Source organism: Winogradskyella poriferorum (assembly GCF_050618035.1).
GTDB classification, from domain to species: Bacteria; Bacteroidota; Bacteroidia; order Flavobacteriales; family Flavobacteriaceae; genus Winogradskyella; species Winogradskyella poriferorum_A.
Window position 1 is genome coordinate 1 of sequence record NZ_JBODPY010000251.1, and the last position, 218, is coordinate 218.

At 41.3% G+C, this 218-nt stretch carries 1 pseudogene; it reads left to right on the forward strand.

Going from position 1 to position 218, the window contains the following annotated elements:
* Nucleotides 1-218: pseudogene (locus ACRHOC_RS15655) on the forward strand (AAA family ATPase); the annotation flags it as partial.

Here is a 218-nt window from a genome sequence, read left to right on the forward strand (position 1 = left end):
CTGGTGCAAAGTTCAAAGGCGAATTTTAGGAACGCCTTAAAGGAGTAATTAAAGAGGTTACTACTAGTCAAGGTGACATTGTTCTTTTTATTGATGAAATACACACACTCGTTGCTGCAGGTGGTGGACAGGGTGCTATGGATGCCGCAAACATTTTAAAACCAGGATTAGCAAGAGGTGAACTAAGAGCAATTGGTGCAATGACCGTACATGAGTAT